A 16,806-nucleotide genomic window follows, 5' to 3' on the forward strand; every position below is an offset into this window, starting at 1 on the left:
GTTCACTCCTTGGACAGATCCACCAGCGGCGTTGGCCGCACTTCGGTCTGACGCCCTTGCTGGATCTGACTGACACGATTCAAGGCGTTGTCCACCGCGACCTTGTCCGCCAACAGGCTGTAGCGGATCTGAAACTCCCGCTGCTCCTTGGGACCAATCGTCGGCACCAGATTCAATGGACGCTGATAACGGCGGTTGTAGGAAAAACTGGTGCCCGGCTCCAACCCGGTCACATAGCCCTGGCCCTGGGTGTCGGTGTTTTTCCACAGCGAGAACACCGGCAACTGTCGGGTATTGAAGCCCAGGGACACCCCGAGGCTGCCCGCCTTGTTGTGCAGCACCGCCAGGGTCTCGCCCTGGGCATCGGCATAAGGCACCACGTTGTACACGGTTTCGTCATAGTCGCGGGTCGGGCCGCGGTAGGTCTGCCAATCGCCCAGATCGGCCTTGGCCTTGTCGTTGAACGGCGACACCTGTTTGACCGGCGCGGCAAATTTTGCCCCCTGTTCAAGGAACGGGGTGCTGAAGTTGCTGTGGTACAGCGCCTGATATTCCTTCGCATAATCGCCGTTGTTGGTCAGGCGATCGTTGAGGGTGAAGCTGGTGCTGCCGGGCTCGGTGACCAGCTCGGTGGCCACGCTGAAGTCGACCTTCTTGAACGCCTGCTCCTTGAGTTCGCCTCGCAGATGAATCGCATAGGGCGGCTGTTCGTCGATGTGCAGGGTGACTTTGCTGGCCGGAATGTTCGCGGCGCGGCCATGCAGGGTCAGCAATTCACCGTTGTCCATGCCCGGGTGCCCGACCCACTCGTAACCGCAGCGCGTCACCAGCTCGTTGAAGCCTTCCAGCCAGCCCAGGCCACCGCGGCCATTGAGTTCGATGAAGGCCGGATTGACCACTTCCTTGACCGGTGAATCCCACCCCAGGCGCACGTCGCCCACCGAGGCCTGCAGCACATTCATGCCTCGGGTCGGCACCAGCGAAAGCTTCATCTGGCCGTTGTCGATATCGACGATGCTGACCCCTTCCTGGCGGCCGCCATGCAAGGTGCGCAAGGTCACGGAGAAGGGTTGCGCGGTCTTCAGACCCAACTGCTCGCTGGTGATATGCAGGTTTTCAGCGGCCTTGTCGGTGTCGAGCAGCACATAGTCCCAGGCCATGGCGTGGGAGGCGGCGGTCAGCGCGCCGAGGGTGACCAGCAGTTTGAGGGATGTCATGGAAGGGCTGCCTTTATTGGAGTTGTGCGGTTTTTATAGCGCTGAAGAATCGTTTCAGCAAGCTACAAATTCGCGATTGACCGCACAACTCCGCCACTGCCCGGCTTTGCCTTTCAGGCCTTGAATCCCAGCAGCAGGCCCGCCACTTCCATGACTTCCTGCAACGCAGCCCGGGCCGACTCGGGAGAAGCCCGCAGCAGCAGGTCATCGGTGTAGCCCATGGTCTGCGCAAGCAACTGCCGGGCCGCGCGCTGGGGGTTGGCGCAGTGAAACACCCCCGTCTCGACTCCATCGACAATGATGCCGGCCAGCATTGCCTGCCACTGGCCATTGATCCTCAGGTAAGTCTCGGCCAGCTCGGCGTCGTGCATGGCTTCGTCCCAGGCATCGAGCCACAAGGCCCAGCCGTCTTCGGCACAATCGGGCAGACAGTCACGGATGAATCCTTGCAAAGCGTCCATCGGCGCCGCACCGCGCAGGGGCCCGCCCACCGCTTCCAATTGTTGATTGGCGAAATGGACGAAGGCTTCGCGGCGCAGCTCTTTGAAATCACTGAAGTAGTGATAAACGTGGCTGCGGGACAGGCCGGCATGCTCGGCCAGGTCCCGGGTGGAAACCTCGGCGAAACCCTTGCTGCGGAATAATTCCAGGGCGGCCTGGATGATCTGGTCTTTGCGGTCGTTACGCGACATGGGCAATCGGGCCTCTTGGCGCCAGGATGGACGGCGCTTGCATTTTGAGCGATCGCTCAAAGATAATTGAGCAGTCGCTCAATATTAACCCCAATCATTCTTGTGGTGCACTCATGCCCGCCGCTACCCCACTCATTGCCGTGGATCCAAAGCAGAAAATCGGCCAACAGTCCGCCGGCCAGACTCTCAAGGCCATAGCCAGGGCCTATCCGGGCAAGCTGTTCGGCACCCTGTCCCTGGTGGCCCTGGAGAACGCCCTGTTGCTGGCCTATCCGCTGTTCGCCGGCTTTGCCGTGGACTCGATCCTGAGCGGCGACGCCGCCCATGCGCTGATCTACGCCTTGGTGGTGCTGGGCTTCTGGGTGGTGGGCGCGGCGCGGCGAGCAGTGGACACCCGCACGTTCACCCGCATCTACGCCGACCTCGCGGTGCCGGTGATCCTCAACCAGCGCCTGCAACAGCAGGACACGTCCACCGCCGCGGCGCGGGTGGTGCTGGCCCGGGAGTTCGTCGACTTCTTCGAAAAGCACGTGCCGACCATCGCCACGGCCCTGGTGTCGATCGTCGGCGCAGCGGTGATGCTGCTGGTGATCGAACCCTGGATCGGCCTCGCCTGCCTCACGGCGCTGCTGCTGTGCGTGACCCTGCTGCCGCGTTTTGCCCGCCGCAACCAGCAACTGCACGAACGCCTGAACAACCGGCTGGAAAAGGAAATCGGCCTGGTGGCCAAGGTCGGTGCCGTCTCGCTACAGCGCCACTATCGCCTGCTGTCGCGGCTGCGCATCGGCCTCTCGGACCGGGAAGCGACGGCCTATCTGTTCCTTGGTGCGGTCGCCGCGCTGCTGTTCGTCATCGCCATCAGCCAGCTGGCGCTGGCACCCGAGGTCAAGGCCGGCCACGTGTATGCGGTGATGACTTACCTGTGGACCTTCGTCAGCAGCGTCGATGAGGCGCCCACCATGGTCGACCAGCTGGCGCGCCTGCGGGATATCGGCAAGCGCGTGGATCCGGGCCTGGCTGAGTCGGCCGAGCCCCGCTGAGCCCCGGCCCAGCCGGCTGGGCCAGATCAGCGGAAGCGGTCGACCTCCTGGCGCAGGTCGGCGGCCAGGGTTTCCAGCTCACGGGCGGTGAGCGCCAGGTTGGACACCACTTCACGCTGCTCGCTGTTGGCCTGGGCAATGCTCTGCAGGTTGCTGCTGAGCACCGTGGCGGTGCTGCTCTGTTCCTGAGTCGCGGTGGTGATGGCGGCGAACTGTTCACCGGCGCTGCGGCTCTGCTCGTCGATCAGGGCCAGGGCCGAGGCGACATTGGCGTTGCGCGACAAGCCTTCCTGCATCAGGCGGTTGCCCTGTTCCATGGTTTCGATGGCGTTGCCGGTTTCCTGCTGGATGCTGTTGATCATCTGCGAGATTTCATCAGTGGCCTCGCGGGTGCGCGACGCCAGGTTGCGCACCTCATCGGCGACCACGGCAAACCCGCGCCCCTGCTCGCCGGCACGCGCGGCCTCGATGGCGGCGTTGAGGGCCAGCAGGTTGGTCTGATCGGCAATGGCGGTGATCACCCCGACAATCCCGCCAATCTCCTGGGAACGCTGGCCCAGGGTATTGATCACCGTGGCCGTGCTGTTGAGGGCCCCGGCAATCTGCTCCAGGGACGCCGAAGCCTGCTGCATGGATTCGAGGCCGATATGGGTCTGCTCGGCGTTTTCCTGAGCCAGACGCTGGGTGCTGCCCATGTTGTCGGCGATGTTCAGCGAAGTGGCGCTGAACTGCTCCACCGCCCCGGCCATGCTGGTGATCTCGCCGGACTGCTGCTCCATGCCTTCATAGGCGCCGCTGGACAGACCGGACAAGGCCTGGGCCCGGCCATTGACCTCGGCAGCGGAACGGCGAATGTGCTCGACCATGGTCGACAGGGCTTCGCCCATCTGGTTGAAGCTGCGGGCCAGCTGGCCGATTTCGTCATGGCTGGAGACATTCAGCCGCGCGCTCAGGTCGCCGCCCCCCAGGGCCTGGGCCTGGCGCACCAGATCGCTCAGGGGCGCCAGCTTGCTGCGCAGCAGCCAGACCGTGGCCCCCACCGCCAGCAGCATCGCCAGCAGGCTGCCGATCACCAGGCGAATCCCCACGCTCCAGGTCACCGCACGGATCTCGGCCTTGGGCATGCTGGCCACCACCGACCAGGGACCACCGGCAAACGGCACCGCCAGGCTGTAGAAGTCCTCGCCCTGATCGCTCCAGAAGCGGCCCTTGCCCGGTTCCTTCGCCGCAGTGGCCATGACCTGCGCAGCCTGGTCCAGCCCCTGCACACCGGCCGGCGGCACCAGCCACTTGTCCTGCTCGTCGAGCAGGGCCAGGGAACCGCTCTGGCCGATGCGAAAACGCTTGAGATTGTCGAACTGGGCATTCTGCGCATCGGTGTAATCGAAACCGACAAACAGCACCGCGATGACCTTACCGCCGCGATCCATCACCGGGGTGTACTGGGTCATGTAGAAGCGTTCAAAGAGCACGGCGCGACCGACATAGCCCTGGCCCGCCATGAGTTTCTGATAGGCCGGGTGGGCATGATCGAGCAAGGTGCCGATGGCCCGGCTGCCGTCCTGCTTGCTCAGGGAGGTACTGACCCGGATGAAGTCATCGCCGCTGCGCACGAACAGGGTCGCCACCCCGGCAGTCATCTGCTTGAACTCGTCCACTTCCTCGAAGTTGTTGTTGAGCACCACGTCCCCCAGGTGCAGGCCCGGGGTCTGGACCCCGGCCACACTCACCGGTTGCTCGGGGTGCAGGCTCAGGCCGCCGCTGAAGCGGTTTTCGAACAGGCCGCTCAGGCGCTGGGTGCTCTCGCGCAGGCTGCCGTGGAAGGTGTTGAGCTGGTCCGCCAACAGCCGCGCCTCGCTGGCCAGGTGCTCTTCCCGGGTATCGAGGTTCGCCGAATCCAGTGAGCGCAGGGCAAACAGGGTGCTGCCACTGATGACCAGGGCAAGAATCAGGGCAAGGGCAAGCCCAAGCTGGGAGGCTATGCGGGCACGGGGTTGGGACATGATGGCTCCTTGCCGAGAAGGCGGATCATCCTGATCGGTCAGCACGCTCGGCAGTCATAATTCTAGGATTTTTAGTAATTTAGGACCTTCCTGAACGCTGGTTCCATAACCCATGGATTCGGCGGCGCCGGCAAATACTTGAGCGCCTTGCAAGGATATCTGCGCGCCCCCGCCGGCCGGGCACTGCATCGTTTCAGCCGAGGCGCTCTACCTCGGGCAATTGCATGGCCTGGACCTCGCCCTGGAGAAAGTCGCTGAGGCGACGCAAACGTTCGCCTCCCGGCCGGGTCTTGGGCCACACCAGGTAATAGTTCAAGCCACTGGCGACGGCGGTCGGCCAGGGCAGGCTCAAGCGACCCTGAGCCACATCTTCGGCCACCATCAGCAGATCCCCCATGGACACGCCGTAACCCCGAGCCGCCGCGATCATCCCCAGCTCCAGGGTGTCGAACACCTGCCCGCCCTTGAGCGAGACCTGATCGGTGAGCCCCATGTGCTCCAGCCAGCTGCGCCAGTCACGGCGGTCCGGCGTAGGGTGCAAGAGCTCGGTGGCCGCCAGCCGCGCCACATCCCAGGGCTGGTCGTTGAGCAGGTTCGGCGCCCCCACCGGGATCAACAGCTCGGGGAACAGGTAGCTGGCTTCCCAGTCCGGGGGAAAGTGGCCATTGCTCAGCAACACCGCGCAGTCGAAGGGTTCCTGGTTGAAATCCACCGAGTCCACGTCCATCCAGGCGCTGGTGAGCTGTACCTCGTTGCCCGGCTGCAGGTGGCGGAAGCGGCTGAGGCGCGCCAGCAGCCAGCGCATGGTCAGGGTCGAGGGCGCCTTCATGCGCAGGATGCCGTCTTCGGCGCGCAGGGTATTGCAGGCCCGTTCCAGCGCGCCGAAGCCTTCACGGATGCCCGGCAACAGCAGGCGCGCCGCCTCGGTCAGTTGCAGGTTGCGCCCGCTGCGCTGGAACAGTCGGCAGGCGAAATGCTCCTCCAGGGTGCGGATATGCCGGCTGACGGCGCTTTGGGTAATCGACAGCTCTTCGGCGGCACGGGTGAACGAGCTGTGGCGTGCCGCCGCTTCAAAGGCACGCAGGGCATACAGAGGAGGCAGACGACGAGACATGGATGTGCTCCGGACAACACCAGGGCGCCAGACTGGCAGAAAATGGCTTCGCATGAGTTTTTATCATGCCAGCAAGTATTTTTATCCTTTTGTGCTATGCGCTGTAAGCACCGAGAATCAGCGCTCTTCCCGAATTTTCAAGAATCGAGCCTGATGACCATGCAGCATCCAGCACGCACCGAACTCTGGGCCATCCTGCGGCTGGCGGGGCCGTTGATCGCCTCGCAACTGGCGCACATGCTGATGGTCCTCACCGACACCCTGATGATGGCCCGCATCAGCCCGCAAGCCTTGGCCGGCGGCGGCCTGGGCGCCGCCAGCTATTCCTTTGTCTCGATTTTCTGCATCGGCGTGATTGCCGCGGTAGGCACCCTGGTGGCGATTCGTCAGGGCGCCGGAGACATCGAGGGCGCCGCGCGCCTGACCCAGGCGGGACTGTGGCTGGCCTGGATCATGGCCCTGGTCGCCGGCCTGCTGCTGTGGAACCTCAAACCGCTGTTGTTGCTGTTCGGCCAGACCCCGAGCAACGTCCAGGCCGCCGGCCAGTTCCTGCTGATCCTGCCATTTGCCCTGCCCGGCTACCTGAGTTTCATGGCCCTGCGCGGCTTCACCAGCGCCATTGGCCGGGCAACCCCGGTGATGGTCATCAGCCTGGCGGGGACGGTGGCCAACTTCCTGCTCAACTATGCGTTGATCACCGGCATGTTCGGCCTGCCGAAACTGGGCTTGGTGGGGATCGGCCTGGTGACTGCCATCGTCGCCAACTGCATGGCCCTGGCCCTGGCCTGGCACATCAAGTGCCATCCGGCCTACGCCGCCTACCCGCTGCGCCGGGGCCTGGCCCGCTTGAATACCCGGTACCTGCGGGAGCTGTGGCGCCTGGGCCTGCCCATTGGCGGCACCTATGCCGTGGAAGTCGGGTTGTTCGCCTTTGCTGCGCTGTGCATGGGCACCATGGGCAGCACCCAGTTGGCGGCGCACCAGATCGCCCTGCAGATCGTGTCAGTGGCGTTCATGGTGCCGGCGGGTATCTCCTACGCCATCACCATGCGCATCGGCCAGCATTACGGCGCCGGGCAACTGCCCGATGCGCGGCTGGCCGGGCGGGTGGGCATCGCCTTCGGCGCGGTGGCGATGCTCGGGTTCGCCATGGTCTTCTGGCTGCTGCCCAACCAACTGATCGGGCTGTTCCTCGACCACAACGACCCGGCGTTCGCCGAGGTGATCCGACTGGCGGTGAGTCTGCTGGCGGTGGCGGCCTGGTTCGAGCTGTTCGATGGCACCCAGACCATCGCCATGGGCGCGATTCGCGGCCTCAAGGACGCCAAGACCACCTTCCTGGTGGGGCTGGGCTGCTACTGGCTGATCGGCGCGCCCGCGGCCTGGCTGATGGCCTTTACCCTGGGCTGGGGACCGACCGGTGTCTGGTGGGGACTGGCCCTGGGCCTGGCCTGTGCGGCCATCAGCCTGACCCTGGCGTTCGAATGGCGGATGCACCGCATGATCAAGCGCGAGCCCCGCGTCACGACCGCGAGCCTGCCGGCCGGCGCGGCGGAGTGACAGGCGCCGCGCACCGCCGGCCATGGCGGTGAAGCGGCGCCTCAGGCCCTGCCGTCCCGCAACGACTGCTGGCTGCTGCCGAAGGTCAGGTAATCCATCAGTTGCGCCAGGGGCAACGGCTTGCTGATCAGGTAGCCCTGGACCTGATCGCAGCCAAAGCCCCGCAGCAGCGCCAGTTGCTCTGCGGTTTCCACCCCTTCGGCCACCACATCCAGGTTGAGGTTGTGGGCCAGGTTGATCATGGCGTGTACCAGCTTGCGGTTCTCCTCCCGCTGCTCCATGCCGCCGACAAAGCTCCGGTCGACCTTGAGCAGCGTGATCGGCAGGCTGTTGAGGTGGACGAAGGAGGAAAACCCGGTGCCGAAGTCGTCCAGGGAAAAACGCACCCCCAGGCGCCCGAGGGCATCCATGGTCTGCTTCACCAGATCGCTGCGGCGCATCACTGCGGTTTCCGTCAGTTCGAACTCCAGCCACTGCGCCTCGACGCCGCGTTCGGCAATCAGCCGGCTCAGGGTCGACAGCAACTGACTGTCCTGGAACTGGCGGAACGACAGGTTGACCGCCATGTGCAGCGGCGGCAGCCCGCGCTCGCGCAGGGCCTGCATGTCGCGCAGGGCCCGGGAAATCACCCAATAGCCCAGGGGCACGATCAGCCCGCTCTGCTCGGCCAGCGGCACGAACTCGCTGGGGGGCAGCAAGCCGCGCTCGCCGTGGCGCCAGCGCACCAGAGCTTCGAGGCCGACGATCTTGCCATCGTGCAGGTTCAACCGGGGCTGGTAGTGCAGCTCCAGCTCGTCACGGCGCAGGGCCCGGCGCAGTTCGCTTTCCAGGTCGGCGAGGCTGCGGGCATTGCGGTTGATCCGCTCGTTGAAGATGTGAAAGGTGCAGCCCTGGGTGCTCTTGGCCTGCTGCATGGCGATGTGCGCATGCCACATCAGCGGGTCGGCGCCGGCATTGGCCCGGGCATGGGCAATCCCCAGGCTGCAGCCGATCAACAGGCTTTCACCGTCGACCCAGTAGGGTTCGGCCATGGCTTCGGTGATGCGCTCGGCCATCCACTCGGCACGCTGGGGAGCGCGGCGGGTGTCGATGAGCAAGGCGAATTCGTCGCTGCCCAGACGGGCCAGTTGATCACCGGCCTCCAATTGGCTCTTGAGCCGCGACACCACCTGCAGGATCAGGCGGTCACCGGCCTGATGACCGAGGGCATCGTTGGCGTGGCGAAAGTTGTCCAGGTCCAGATGCCCCAGGGCCAGGCCGCGACCGTCGTTTTCCGCCAGGCGTGCGGCCAGCAGGGTCTGGAAGCCCTGGCGGTTGGCGATGCCGGTCAGGGGGTCCTGCTCGGCCAGGCGCTGCAGGGTGGTTTCCAGCACGCCGCGCTCGCGCACGTGGCGCAGGCAGCGGCGCAAGGCATCGGTGCTCAGGCAGGAACCCACCAACCAATCGCTGACGCCCACCGGGGCCACTTCGGGCTCCTGGTCCAGCAACAGAATGGTCGGCAGGCTGCAACGCCCGGGGCCGGGCTGCAGTTGGGCAATGGTCAACAAGACCGCATTGCGGTCGTCTTCAAACAAACGGCTGACCGACTCCCAGCTGGGAGCGCTGATCAATACCACCGAGTCTCCCAACGGAGCGACACACTCGCGCAACAACGCTGTCCACACAGGCTCTTCGGCCAGTAGCAGCAAACGCAAGGGTTCGACAGGCTTAGACAAGCTAGCTCCCTAGACTCTGCAAAATAAGTTGGCGGCGGGCATTATGGCGCGCGAATAAACAATAACAAATGATATTGATTATCATGCGCAATTTCTTGTACCGCTCTAACTCGAACATTAGGCGCATATTCAGCGAGCATCCTGAGGGAAAGTATCAAAACCGGCAAATTTAGATCGCGTTGTGCGTCACAAGTCGGAGACAGCAGCAGAATCCGTCCAGCCTGTTAAAATGCCCGCCCTTTTCGCAACCGATCTCCTTTTACTGTCATGTCCCGACTCAATCCCCGGCAGCAAGAAGCCGTGAACTATGTCGGCGGCCCTCTTTTGGTGCTCGCCGGTGCAGGCTCCGGCAAGACCAGCGTGATCACCCGCAAGATCGCGCACCTGATCCAGAACTGCGGTATCCGCGCCCAGTACATTGTCGCCATGACCTTTACCAACAAGGCCGCGCGAGAAATGAAGGAACGGGTCGGCACCCTGCTGCGCGCCGGCGAAGGCCGCGGCCTCACGGTGTCGACCTTCCACAACTTGGGCCTGAACATCATCCGCAAGGAGCATGCGCGGCTGGGCTACAAGCCGGGCTTCTCGATCTTCGACGAAACCGACGTCAAGGCCCTGATGACCGACATCATGCAGAAGGAGTACTCCGGGGACGACGGCGTCGACGAGATCAAGAACATGATCGGCGCGTGGAAGAACGACCTGATCCTGCCGGCCCAAGCCCTGGAGAATGCCCGCAACCCCAAGGAACAGACCGCAGCCATCGTCTACACCCACTACCAGCGCACGCTCAAGGCGTTCAACGCGGTGGACTTCGACGACCTGATCCTGCTGCCGGTGAAGCTGTTCGAAGAACACGCCGACATCCTGGAGAAATGGCAGAACAAGGTGCGCTACCTGCTGGTGGACGAATACCAGGACACCAACGCCAGCCAGTACCTGCTGGTGAAAATGCTCATCGGCAAGCGCAACCAGTTCACCGTGGTGGGCGACGACGACCAGTCGATCTACGCCTGGCGCGGCGCGCGGCCGGAAAACCTGATGCTGCTCAAGGACGACTACCCGTCGCTGAAGGTGGTGATGCTGGAGCAGAACTACCGCTCCACCAGCCGCATCCTGCGCTGCGCCAACGTGCTGATCTCCAACAACCCCCACGAGTTCGAAAAGCAGCTGTGGAGCGAGATGGGCCACGGCGACGAGATCCGCGTGATCCGCTGCCGCAACGAAGATGCCGAGGCCGAGCGAGTGGCCATGGAGATCCTCAGCCTGCACCTGCGCACCGACCGGCCCTACAGCGATTTCGCCATCCTTTACCGGGGCAACTACCAGGCCAAGCTGATCGAACTCAAGCTGCAGCACCATCAGGTGCCCTATCGCCTGTCCGGCGGCAACAGCTTCTTCGGACGCCAGGAAGTCAAGGACCTGATGGCCTACTTCCGCCTGATCGTGAACCCGGACGATGACAACGCCTTCCTGCGGGTGATCAACGTGCCGCGCCGGGAAATCGGCTCCACGACCCTGGAAAAACTCGGCAACTACGCCACCGAACGCAAGATCTCGATGTACGCCGCCACCGACGAGATCGGCCTGGGCGAACACCTGGACAGCCGCTTTACCGATCGCCTGGCGCGCTTCAAGCGCTTCATGGACCGGGTCCGTGAACAATGCGCCGGCGAAGACCCGATCTCCGCCCTGCGCAGCATGGTCATGGACATCGACTACGAGAACTGGCTGCGCACCAACAGCTCCAGCGACAAAGCCGCGGACTACCGGATGGGCAACGTCTGGTTCCTGATCGAGGCCTTGAAGAACACCCTGGAAAAAGACGAAGACGGCGAAATGACCGTCGAGGACGCCATCGGCAAGCTGGTCCTGCGGGACATGCTGGAACGCCAGCAGGAAGAGGAAGAAGGCGCCGAGGGTGTTCAGATGATGACCTTGCATGCCTCCAAGGGCCTGGAGTTTCCCTACGTGTTCATCATGGGCATGGAAGAGGAAATCCTTCCCCACCGCTCCAGCATCGAAGCCGACACCATCGAGGAAGAACGCCGCCTGGCCTACGTGGGCATCACCCGCGCCCGCCAGACCCTGGCCTTCACCTTTGCCGCCAAGCGCAAGCAATACGGTGAAATCATCGACTGCGCGCCCAGCCGCTTCCTCGATGAACTGCCCCCGGACGATCTCGCCTGGGAAGGCAACGACGACACGCCGACCGAAGTCAAAGCCGTTCGCGGCAATAGCGCTTTGGCGGATATACGCGCGATGTTAAAGCGCTAAAATCGACTATTTTTAACTGACCTTTGGCGCAATTGGCGCTATTTGAGGAAGCTCCGTGGAAGCACTGCACAAGAAAATTCGCGAAGAAGGCATCGTGCTTTCCGATCAAGTACTGAAAGTCGACGCCTTTCTGAACCATCAGATCGATCCGCAGTTGATGAAGCTGATCGGCGACGAATTCGCCACGCTGTTCAAGGATTCGGGCATCACCAAGATCGTCACCATCGAAGCCTCGGGGATTGCCCCGGCCATCATGACCGGCCTCAATCTGGGCGTGCCGGTGATCTTCGCCCGCAAGCACCAGTCCCTGACCCTGACCGAGAACCTGCTGTCGGCCACCGTGTACTCCTTCACCAAGCAGGTGGAAAGCACCGTGGCCATCTCGCCACGGCACCTGACCAGCAGCGACCGCGTGCTGATCATCGACGACTTCCTGGCCAACGGTAAGGCGTCCCAGGCGCTGATCTCGATCATCAAGCAGGCCGGCGCCACCGTGGCCGGCCTGGGCATCGTCATCGAGAAGTCCTTCCAGGGCGGCCGCGCCGAACTGGACGCCCAGGGCTACCGCGTGGAATCCCTGGCCCGGGTCAAATCCCTGGCCGGCGGCGTGGTCACCTTCATCGAGTAAACTCGCCCGCCAGCCTTGCGTAGAGGCTGGCTTGTGTAGGAACTGGCTTGCCAGCGAAGACGCCCTTGAGAGCAATGCAAGACTTAAGGCAAGCCGGCTCCTACGACAGCGTTGGCGAAGTGGCCTGCAGACCGGCCAGCAGGAAGCGCTGATACAGCTCCTCGCGCAGCCCATCGGGCTGCTCCAGCCCCATGCGCTCAAGGTGCGCCGCAAAGGCCTCAGGCTCCGGCGCATCGAGTGCCGCCTTGCCCAGTTCGAGGATCTCGCTGAGCTTGAACTTGCTCTTGAGCCAGTTCAGCGCCCGCAGCAGATCACGCTCCTCGTCGCTGAAATCGCTGCCCAACGGATACTCCGGAAACAGGTGGCGATGACGCGCCTGAATCCTCTGCAGACTCTGTGGGCTGTTGTCGGTAAAACGCGGATCCAGACGAAAATCCTTCGGCAGCTTTCCGGCTTTCTGCGCCTGCTCCAGCAACCCAGGCTGAAAGCGTGAATCGCTGATATTGAGCAGCGCCTCGATCACCTTCGCATCCGTCTTGCCTCGCAGGTCGGCGATGCCGTACTCGGTGATCACGATGTCCCGCAGATGACGGGGGATGGTGCAATGGCCGTACTCCCAGACGATGTTTGAGCTCACCTCCCCCGCCGACTCGCGCCAGCTGCGCAGAATCAGCACCGAGCGAGCATCCGCCAGGGCATGGCCCTGGGCAACGAAGTTGTACTGCCCACCCACGCCACTGAGCACCTTCCCGCCCTGCAACTGATCGGACACGGCGGCGCCCATCAGGGTCATGGTGAAGGCACTGTTGATAAACCGCGCATCCCGGCGTTGCAGGCGCTTGAGCTCTTCATGGCCATACAGCTCGTTGATGAAGCTGATGGCGGTCATGTTGAACTCCGCCAGCTTGGACTTGGGCAGTTCCCGCAGACGCTGATAGAAACTGCGCGGCCCGAGGAAGAATCCGCCGTGGATCGACACCCCGCCAGGCGCGGCCGTCGGATCCAGAGTGCCGGCGTTGGCTTGCCGTTGCAGCTCCAGCGTCGGGTAGACCTTGCGCCGCACAACCCCGGCATCCGCCAGGGCCAGCAGGCCGTTGACGAACATTTCGCTGCAACCATAGAGCCCCTGGGCAAAGGGCTGGACGCCGCCTTCGCGGTCGATCAGCGCCTGCCAATGGTCCACCTGCAGATCCGCCAGCAGGGCGCGATACCCTTGGTTGTCGGCCTGCCGCGCCAGCAAGGCTGCGGTCAGCGCATCACCCATGGAGCCAATGCCGATCTGCAAGGTGCCACCGTCGCGCACCAGGGTGCTGGCATGCAGACCGATGCAATGATCCTGAATGCCCACCGGCATGTTGGGCGTGGAGAACAGGGTGCTGCGTTCTTCGTCATCGATCAGCAGGTCGAGGTCCGCGGCGTCGATTTCGGAGTCCCCCGGCATGTAAGGCAGGTCGCTGTGGACCTGGCCGAGGATCAGGATGGTTTCCCCCGCCGCACGGCGCTTGGCAATCATCGGCAGCAAGTCGAGGGTGATGTCCGGGTTGCAGCTCAGGCTCAGGCGTTCGGGGTGGTGCGGATCACGGGCCAGCAGTTGCGCCACCAGGTTCAGGCCGGCGGCATTGATGTCGCGGGCGGCGTGGCTGTAGTTGCTGCTGACATAGTCCTGCTGCGCCGAGTCGCTGTGCAAAAGGCTGCCGGGCTGCATGAAGAACTGCTGGACACGGATATTCGGCGGCAGGCGGTCGCGATGCAGATCGGCGAGGAAGTCCAGTTCCGGGTAATCGCCGAACACCCGCTCGACAAAAGGCTCGAGAAAGCGCTTCTGCAAACCGTCGCCCAGGGACGGCCGACCCAGGCTCAGGGCGGTGTAGATCGTCAGTTGGCGTTCCGGCAACTGGGCAATGCGCCGGTACAGGGCGTTGGCGAAACGATTGGGTTTGCCCAGGCCCAGGGGCATGCCCAGGTGAATGTGTTGCGGCAAACGGGCAAGCACTTCATCCACCGCATGCTCGATAGAACAGGATTGCAGCATCTGACCCTCCAGGGACCGTCCATGTATTGAGGTTGGACCGAGCTTGCCGGGAGTTTGCTGCGTTGAACAGTGCGCCGGGCGAATTGCGCCCACAAAAAAGCCGCTCGTAAGCGGCTTTTTCGCTGCAGATGGCGGCTTATTTCAAACCGGACATCTTCTGGATTGCGCCTTTGAGCTCGTCATCGGAGCAATCGGCGCAAGTGCCTTTAGGCGGCATGGCGTTGATACCGGTGATGGCCTTGGCCAGGATGCCGTCGAGGCCGCCCTGGTGATCGGCGCGCTCTTTCCAGGCCGCGGTGTCACCGATTTTCGGTGCGCCCAACAGGCCAGTGCCATGGCAAGCGTTGCAGTGTTTGGCAATCACGTCATCCGGGGACTTCGCGCCACCGCCGCCGCCCGCAGAGGCGGCCACTTCCATACCCTTGCATTCCTGCCCCTGGACGCAGACCTGGCCGACAGGCTCAAGACGCTTGGCAATGTCGTCATTAGTCGCAGCTTGAGCGCTGACTGCCCAAAGGGCCAATACGGTTGCTGGTGCGGCCAGCATTTTCATAATTAGGTTCACGCGTACACCCTCAATGGTGGCTAGTCACGCCTGCGGCCACGGTTTCGCAGGCGGGCGAAAGTATAACGGTTAGCCCGCCACACTGAAACAACCCCAAAGTCGAAGGGGTCTTATTCGCGGCAAAATGTCGCTGGGGCTTCATGGCAAGCCTTGCAGGACGCCTCTTGAGCTAGAAGTTCGCCGGAGTGGCTGCGCTGATTAGTCGCGCCGGAACATCGAACGGATTGCGGAAACGATGTGGCTTCGTACTCTCAAAGTAGTAGCTGTCACCGGCTTCGAGGACAAAAGTTTCCAGCCCTACCACCAGCTCCAGGCGACCTTCGAGAAGAATGCCGGTTTCCTCGCCGTCGTGGGTGAGCATCTCTTCGCCGGTGTCGGCACCTGGCGGATAGATTTCATTGAGGAAGGCAATGGCACGGCTCGGATGAGCCCGGCCCACCAGCTTCATGGTGACCGCGCCATCGGAGATGTCGATCAGTTCATGAGCCTTGTAGACGATCTGAGAAGGCGTTTCCTGGAGGATTTCCTCGGAAAAGAACTCGACCATGGACATGGGAATGCCACCCAGCACCTTTCGCAGCGAGCTGATCGAAGGACTGACGCTGTTCTTTTCGATCATTGAAATGGTGCTGTTGGTGACGCCCGCACGCTTGGCGAGCTCACGCTGGGAAAGACCTTTCAGTTTACGGATGGATTGCAGTCGTTCACCGACGTCCAATGCGGCAGCCTCCTAGGCGGGAATCAGGCGTTGTTGTAATTGAGCGTTATCATGGCGACAGCGTTCAGTATTTACAACACTTGGTCCCGATTCCCCCAAAGGCAGGCGACTTTCGGTACAGGCCGCGTAATCTCAGCCTTCGCAGTACACCAGGGGCACCCGGCGCAGGTTGCAAAACAGCTGATAAGGAATGGTCCCGGCGGCCAGTGCGACCTCGCTGGCGAGGATGTTCTTGCCCCACAACTCCACCCTGGAACCCAACCCGGCCTGCGGCACATCCGTCAGGTCGATACACAGCATGTCCATGGAGACGCGCCCCAGCAGGCGGCTGCGCTGGCCTTCCACCAGCACCGGCGTGCCGGTCGGCGCATGGCGCGGATAGCCGTCGGCGTACCCCATGGCGACCACGCCGACGCGCATCGGCTTGTCGGTGACGAACTTGGCGCCGTAGCCCACTGGCTCGCCGGCGGGCAGTTCACGCACGCAGATCACCTTGGATTCCAGGGTCATGACCGGCTGCAGCCGCTCGGCCACGGAGTTGTTTTCTTCGAACGGCGTAGAGCCATAAAGCATGATGCCGGGACGCACCCAGTCACTGGGCACGCTCGGCCAGCCCATGACCGCCGGCGAGTTGCGCAAGCTGATTTCAGCCCCCAGGCCCTGACGAGCCGCCTCGAAGACCGCGACCTGCTCGCTGCTGCGCGGGCAGTCCAGCTCGTCCGCGCGGGCGAAGTGGCTCATCAGCACAATCTTCTCGACCTTGCCGCTGGCCTGCAGGCGCTGATAGGCCGCCTGATAATCCTTGGGATGCAGGCCGACCCGGTGCATGCCCGAATCCAGCTTGAGCCAGACCGTCAGCGGCTTGGCCACGGCTGTCTGCTCGATCGCTTCCAGCTGCCACAGGGAATGCACCACGCACCAGAAATCATGCTCGACAATCAGCGCCAGCTCGCAGGGTTCAAAGAAACCTTCCAGCAGCAGGATCGGCGCACGAATACCGGCGGCGCGCAGTTCCAGGGCTTCTTCGATGCAGGCCACGGCAAAGCCGTCGGCCTCGGCCTCCAGCGCCTGGGCGCAACGCACCGCGCCATGACCGTAGGCATCGGCCTTGATCACCGCAAGGGCGCGGACACCCGAGACTTCACGGGCCAGTTGGTAGTTGTGACGCAGGGCTTGGAGATCGATCAGGGCACGGGCAGGACGCATGGCGGCAGACTTCTAGGCGGTCATGGGGGAATAAAAAAC

General features: G+C 63.2%; 13 protein-coding genes. 4 read left to right on the forward strand and 9 right to left on the reverse strand.

The window, feature by feature from the left end:
- Positions 1-2: 2 nt before the first annotated feature.
- A complete protein-coding gene (locus tag PST29_RS29465; RefSeq protein WP_060841692.1) occupies positions 3-1,217 on the reverse strand; it encodes an aldose 1-epimerase family protein in 1,215 nt (404 codons plus the stop codon).
- A gap of 113 nt (positions 1,218-1,330) precedes the next feature.
- On the reverse strand, positions 1,331-1,909 hold the full coding sequence (locus PST29_RS29470) for a TetR/AcrR family transcriptional regulator (protein ID WP_060844953.1): 579 nt from the start codon (positions 1,907-1,909) through the stop codon (positions 1,331-1,333).
- A gap of 113 nt (positions 1,910-2,022) precedes the next feature.
- Here PST29_RS29470 and PST29_RS29475 point away from each other — a divergent pair, with 113 nt between their 5' ends.
- Positions 2,023-2,949: an ABC transporter six-transmembrane domain-containing protein gene (locus tag PST29_RS29475; protein ID WP_414159252.1), complete on the forward strand. Its 927-nt coding sequence runs from the start codon at positions 2,023-2,025 to the stop codon at positions 2,947-2,949.
- Positions 2,950-2,975: 26 nt separating this feature from the next.
- On the opposite strand, the gene PST29_RS29480 is transcribed toward PST29_RS29475, so the two are convergent.
- Together PST29_RS29480 and PST29_RS29485 are read right to left on the reverse strand one after the other, a co-directional pair.
- Positions 2,976-4,952 (reverse strand): methyl-accepting chemotaxis protein, encoded by a 1,977-nt coding sequence (locus tag PST29_RS29480; protein ID WP_060844954.1) that lies wholly within the window; start codon positions 4,950-4,952, stop codon positions 2,976-2,978.
- A 193-nt stretch (positions 4,953-5,145) separates the two neighbouring features.
- Complete coding sequence (locus PST29_RS29485; protein ID WP_060841696.1) at positions 5,146-6,066, reverse strand: LysR substrate-binding domain-containing protein; 921 nt, start codon at positions 6,064-6,066, stop codon at positions 5,146-5,148.
- Between the two features lie 159 nt (positions 6,067-6,225).
- Between PST29_RS29485 and PST29_RS29490 the strand changes: the two genes are divergently transcribed.
- Positions 6,226-7,626, forward strand: a complete 1,401-nt coding sequence (locus PST29_RS29490; RefSeq protein ID WP_173655966.1) for a NorM family multidrug efflux MATE transporter — start codon at positions 6,226-6,228, stop codon at positions 7,624-7,626.
- Positions 7,627-7,667: 41 nt separating this feature from the next.
- Here the strand turns inward: PST29_RS29490 and PST29_RS29495 are convergent, their stop codons facing one another.
- Positions 7,668-9,341 carry a putative bifunctional diguanylate cyclase/phosphodiesterase gene (locus PST29_RS29495; RefSeq protein ID WP_060844955.1) on the reverse strand — a complete coding sequence of 558 codons (1,674 nt, stop codon included), beginning with the start codon at positions 9,339-9,341 and terminating at the stop codon, positions 7,668-7,670.
- Between the two features lie 267 nt (positions 9,342-9,608).
- Between PST29_RS29495 and rep the strand changes: the two genes are divergently transcribed.
- The gene (gene rep, locus PST29_RS29500; protein ID WP_060841699.1) at positions 9,609-11,618 is read left to right on the forward strand and encodes a DNA helicase Rep; all 2,010 of its coding nucleotides are present in this window, start codon (positions 9,609-9,611) and stop codon (positions 11,616-11,618) included.
- 55 nt (positions 11,619-11,673) lie between these two features.
- Positions 11,674-12,246, forward strand: coding sequence for a xanthine phosphoribosyltransferase (locus PST29_RS29505; RefSeq protein WP_016968070.1), 573 nt, complete (start codon positions 11,674-11,676; stop codon positions 12,244-12,246).
- A gap of 100 nt (positions 12,247-12,346) precedes the next feature.
- On the opposite strand, the gene PST29_RS29510 is transcribed toward PST29_RS29505, so the two are convergent.
- The 4 genes from PST29_RS29510 to alr all read right to left on the reverse strand — a co-directional run bounded on the left by PST29_RS29510 (position 12,347) and on the right by alr (position 16,767).
- Positions 12,347-14,278 carry an acetyl-CoA hydrolase/transferase C-terminal domain-containing protein gene (locus tag PST29_RS29510; protein ID WP_060844956.1) on the reverse strand — a complete coding sequence of 644 codons (1,932 nt, stop codon included), beginning with the start codon at positions 14,276-14,278 and terminating at the stop codon, positions 12,347-12,349.
- Positions 14,279-14,414: 136 nt separating this feature from the next.
- Positions 14,415-14,831 carry a c-type cytochrome gene (locus PST29_RS29515; RefSeq protein ID WP_011064205.1) on the reverse strand — a complete coding sequence of 139 codons (417 nt, stop codon included), beginning with the start codon at positions 14,829-14,831 and terminating at the stop codon, positions 14,415-14,417.
- Between the two features lie 181 nt (positions 14,832-15,012).
- Complete coding sequence (locus PST29_RS29520) at positions 15,013-15,561, reverse strand: cupin domain-containing protein (RefSeq protein ID WP_015637462.1); 549 nt, start codon at positions 15,559-15,561, stop codon at positions 15,013-15,015.
- A gap of 132 nt (positions 15,562-15,693) precedes the next feature.
- On the reverse strand, positions 15,694-16,767 hold the full coding sequence (alr, locus tag PST29_RS29525; protein ID WP_060841701.1) for an alanine racemase: 1,074 nt from the start codon (positions 16,765-16,767) through the stop codon (positions 15,694-15,696).
- Positions 16,768-16,806: the final 39 nt, after the last annotated feature.

The organism is Pseudomonas sp. St29, from assembly GCF_001547915.1.
In the GTDB taxonomy this organism is placed as follows: Bacteria; Pseudomonadota; Gammaproteobacteria; order Pseudomonadales; family Pseudomonadaceae; genus Aquipseudomonas.

Excerpts from the sequence above, each read along its gene's own strand:
- PST29_RS29465 (WP_060841692.1), bottom strand. The coding sequence starts at position 1,217 with ATGACATCCCTCAAACTGCTGGTCACCCTCGGCGCGCTGACCGCCGCC.
- PST29_RS29475 (WP_414159252.1), top strand. The coding sequence starts at position 2,023 with ATGCCCGCCGCTACCCCACTCATTGCCGTGGATCCAAAGCAGAAAATC.
- PST29_RS29490 (WP_173655966.1), top strand. The coding sequence starts at position 6,226 with ATGCAGCATCCAGCACGCACCGAACTCTGGGCCATCCTGCGGCTGGCG.
- alr (WP_060841701.1), bottom strand. The coding sequence starts at position 16,767 with ATGCGTCCTGCCCGTGCCCTGATCGATCTCCAAGCCCTGCGTCACAAC.
- PST29_RS29515 (WP_011064205.1), bottom strand. The coding sequence starts at position 14,831 with ATGAAAATGCTGGCCGCACCAGCAACCGTATTGGCCCTTTGGGCAGTC.
- PST29_RS29470 (WP_060844953.1), bottom strand. The coding sequence starts at position 1,909 with ATGTCGCGTAACGACCGCAAAGACCAGATCATCCAGGCCGCCCTGGAA.
- PST29_RS29480 (WP_060844954.1), bottom strand. The coding sequence starts at position 4,952 with ATGTCCCAACCCCGTGCCCGCATAGCCTCCCAGCTTGGGCTTGCCCTT.
- PST29_RS29510 (WP_060844956.1), bottom strand. The coding sequence starts at position 14,278 with ATGCTGCAATCCTGTTCTATCGAGCATGCGGTGGATGAAGTGCTTGCC.
- PST29_RS29485 (WP_060841696.1), bottom strand. The coding sequence starts at position 6,066 with ATGTCTCGTCGTCTGCCTCCTCTGTATGCCCTGCGTGCCTTTGAAGCG.
- rep (WP_060841699.1), top strand. The coding sequence starts at position 9,609 with ATGTCCCGACTCAATCCCCGGCAGCAAGAAGCCGTGAACTATGTCGGC.